The sequence below is a fragment of the Actinoplanes sp. NPDC048791 genome, from assembly GCF_040650095.1.
Taxonomy (GTDB): domain Bacteria; phylum Actinomycetota; class Actinomycetes; order Mycobacteriales; family Micromonosporaceae; genus Actinoplanes.
In genome coordinates this window covers 1-3,011 of the sequence record NZ_JBEZGQ010001001.1, presented here as the reverse complement: position 1 = coordinate 3,011, position 3,011 = coordinate 1, and the positions used below count along the sequence as shown (strand labels likewise).

Below are 3,011 nucleotides of genomic sequence, written 5' to 3'. Positions count from 1 at the left end.
CCGGCAGCAGGCGGTGGCCAGCTCGTGGAAGGCGGTGAAGTGCTCGGCGCCCGCGTACCCGGCGAGGTCGGCGACCGTGCAGGTCGCCGCGATCTCCAGGCCGTGCCCGGGCACGGTGATCGGGGTCCAGCCCGCGGCCACCAGGTCGAGCAGCCGGGTCACGTCGGTCTGTGGCTCGGCGAACAACGCCGTCCCGCCGGCCAGCCAGGCGTCCCCGGGCCGCCACTGCCCGACGGCGGCCGGACTGACCACCTCGACGACCGTGTGCAGATCCACGTGCGGTCCCCCTGTTTCGACGCACCCTGCTTGACCAGGAACGTTACGGTACGCGCGGTGTGTTTCCGGCGCGTGGACGGTTATCCTCACCCGTCATACGCTGAGCAACGGCGGGACGGATGCAGCCTCTGCGACACGGGTACACCAACGACACCCGCGGTGACGGGGCCGTCGTGGTCAAGCGCTTCACCGGACCGGACGACCGCACCCGCTGGGCCACCGAACGCGACATGCTCCAGGTGCTGGCCGGACGGCTGCCGGTTCCGGTGCTGCTGTCCGCACCGACCGGGGAGCTGCACCTGACCCACCTCGGCGGGGTGCACGGCCAGGAGCTGATCGACGCCGGGCACGCCGGGCCGGTGCTGCGCTCGTGCGGCGCGATGGTGCGCAAGCTCGTCGCGGCCGACGTGACGCACGGTGATTACGGCCCCAACAACGTTCTGCTGGATCCCGGCACCCACGACATCACCGGGATCCTGGACTGGGAGTGGGCCCGGTCCGGCGCCGACCCGGTGGAGGACCTGGCCTGGTGCGAGTGGATCGTGCGTACCCACCACCCGGGCCACGCTGGCGCGCTGACCGAGCTGTTCGCCGGGTACGGCAGCCGCCCGCCCTGGCCCCGGCGGCAGGCGGCCATGCTGGCCAAGTGCCGGCAGATGCTGGCCCTGCGCCGCGCCCTGGGCCTCGCCGACCCCGGCCACCAGCGCTGGGAGCAGGCCCTGCGGACCACCGCCGGCTGGACCGAGCTGTGACTGCCCGGCCGCCGGGCGTTCACCTGGCTGGGGAAGGGTGATCCGGTGGAGTTGACCCGGCGGCTCGGCGTCACCGATGCGGTGGTGGTCGGCCTCAGCGCGATGATCGGCGCGGGTGTCTTCGCGGCCTTCGCCCCGGCCGCGGCGGTCGCCGGTGGCTGGCTGCTGCTCGCGCTGGCCGTGGCGGCTGTGGTCGCGTACTGCAACGCGGTCTCGTCGGCGCGGCTGGCGGCCGTCTACCCCTCGTCGGGCGGGACCTACGTCTACGGACGCAAGCGGCTGGGCGACCTGTGGGGCTTCCTGGCGGGCTGGGGCTTCGTCATCGGCAAGACCGCCTCCTGCGCGGCGATGGCGCTGACCTTCGGCGCGTACGTCGCCCCCGGCCACGAACGACTGCTGGCCGTGCTCGCCGTCGCGGCCCTGACCGCGCTGAACCTGGCCGGGGTGCAGAAGTCGGCGCTGGCCGCCCGGATCCTGGTGGCGACCGTGATCGTCGTGCTGCTGGCAGTCGTCGCCGCGGGCTCCACGGACGGCCTGGCCCACCTCGGCAGCGGCCCCCAGGTCTCGGTCTGGGGCGTGCTGCAGGGCGCCGGCCTGCTCTTCTTCGCCTTCGCCGGGTACGCCCGCATCGCCACCCTGGGCGAGGAGGTCCGCGACCCGGCCCGCACCATCCCCCGGGCCGTCCCGATCGCGCTCACCATCACCCTCGTCCTGTACGCCGCGGTCGCCCTCACCCTGCTCGGCAGCCTGGGCCCGGCCCGGCTCGCCGCCGTGACCGCACCACTGGCCGAGGTCGGCCCGGGCTGGCTGGCCCCCGTCGTACGGGTCGGGGCCGCAGTAGCGGCGCTCGGTTCCCTGCTCGCGCTGATCCTGGGCGTCTCCCGGACGACGTTCGCGATGGCCCGCGACCGTAACCTGCCCGGGGTGCTGGACGCCGTCAGCGAGCGGACCGGGGTGCCGCACCGTGCGGAGGCCGCCGTCGGCGTCGCCGTGGCCGTCCTGGTGCTGCTGGTGGACCTGCGCGGCGCGATCGGCTTCTCCTCGTTCGGCGTGCTCGGCTACTACGCAATCGCCAACGCCTCGGCGATGACCCTGCGCCGCGACGAGGGTGCCCCGTGGCGGCCGCTGCCCGTGCTGGGGCTGGCGGGCTGCCTGCTGCTGGCAGCGACGCTACCCCTGTTCTCGGTCGTGGCCGGGCTGGCGGTCTTCGCGCTGGGCGTCGCGGTGTGGTGGATCCGCCGCCACCGTACGGCCGGGAGAGCGTGATCCGCCGCGGCCGGCTTCCTGCCATGTGGGCAGGGTCTTTCCTCCATGTCCCGACCGGGAGGACTGTCGGGGGTGTACCCGCCGGGTGCTCACGCTGTGTCTCATGGGGGCGACATGACGGGAAACGCAAGGATCCTGGTCGTCGACGACCAGCCGACCATCGTGGACCTGCTGTCCACGGTGCTGACCGGCCACGGCTTCGCGGTCGACACCGCGGGGACGGCGGCGCAGGCCGTCGAGAAGGCCGTGGAGCAGCGGCCTGACCTGGTCCTGCTCGACGTGTCGCTGCCCGACGGCGACGGCATGGACGTGCGCCGGCGGCTGCGGGCCGAGGGCGCCGAGACCGGGGTGGTGTTCCTGTCCGCCCGGGACACCCGCGACGACCTGGTCGCCGAGCTGGCCTACGGCGACGAGGACTGGATCACCAAACCGTTCGACGTCGAGGTGCTGCTGGCCCGGGTGCACGCCGCCCTGCGACGCCTGGCCGACGCGCCGGGCAACCGGGTCCTGCGCTACGCCGACGTGGAGCTGGACCAGGACACCGGCGAGGTGCGCCGGGCCGGGGAGCCGGTCGCGCTGTCACCGTCCGAGCGGGAGCTGCTGCGCCTGCTGCTGCGCGATCCGGGCCGGGTGCTGACCCACGACGAGATCCGGGCCGGGGTCTGGCCGGACGTCCCGGGCAGCGGACACGAGCTGGCCGAGGCCCATGTCGCGTCG

General features: G+C 74.1%; 3 protein-coding genes and 1 pseudogene. 3 read left to right on the top strand and 1 reads right to left on the bottom strand.

Going from position 1 to position 3,011, the window contains the following annotated elements; all coding sequences use genetic code 11:
• Positions 1 to 276 (bottom strand): annotated as a pseudogene (locus AB0C29_RS41140) (FAD-binding molybdopterin dehydrogenase); the annotation flags it as partial.
• A gap of 119 nt (positions 277 to 395) precedes the next feature.
• Between AB0C29_RS41140 and AB0C29_RS41135 the strand changes: the two are divergent.
• The 3 genes from AB0C29_RS41135 to AB0C29_RS41125 form a co-directional block, all read left to right on the top strand.
• The gene (locus AB0C29_RS41135) at positions 396 to 1,028 is read left to right on the top strand and encodes a phosphotransferase (RefSeq protein ID WP_360832589.1); all 633 of its coding nucleotides are present in this window, start codon (positions 396 to 398) and stop codon (positions 1,026 to 1,028) included.
• 45 nt (positions 1,029 to 1,073) lie between these two features.
• Complete coding sequence (locus AB0C29_RS41130) at positions 1,074 to 2,294, top strand: APC family permease (RefSeq protein ID WP_360832587.1); 1,221 nt, start codon at positions 1,074 to 1,076, stop codon at positions 2,292 to 2,294.
• A 114-nt stretch (positions 2,295 to 2,408) separates the two neighbouring features.
• On the top strand, positions 2,409 to 3,011 hold a 603-nt coding region (locus tag AB0C29_RS41125; protein ID WP_360832584.1), incomplete at its 3' end, for a response regulator transcription factor.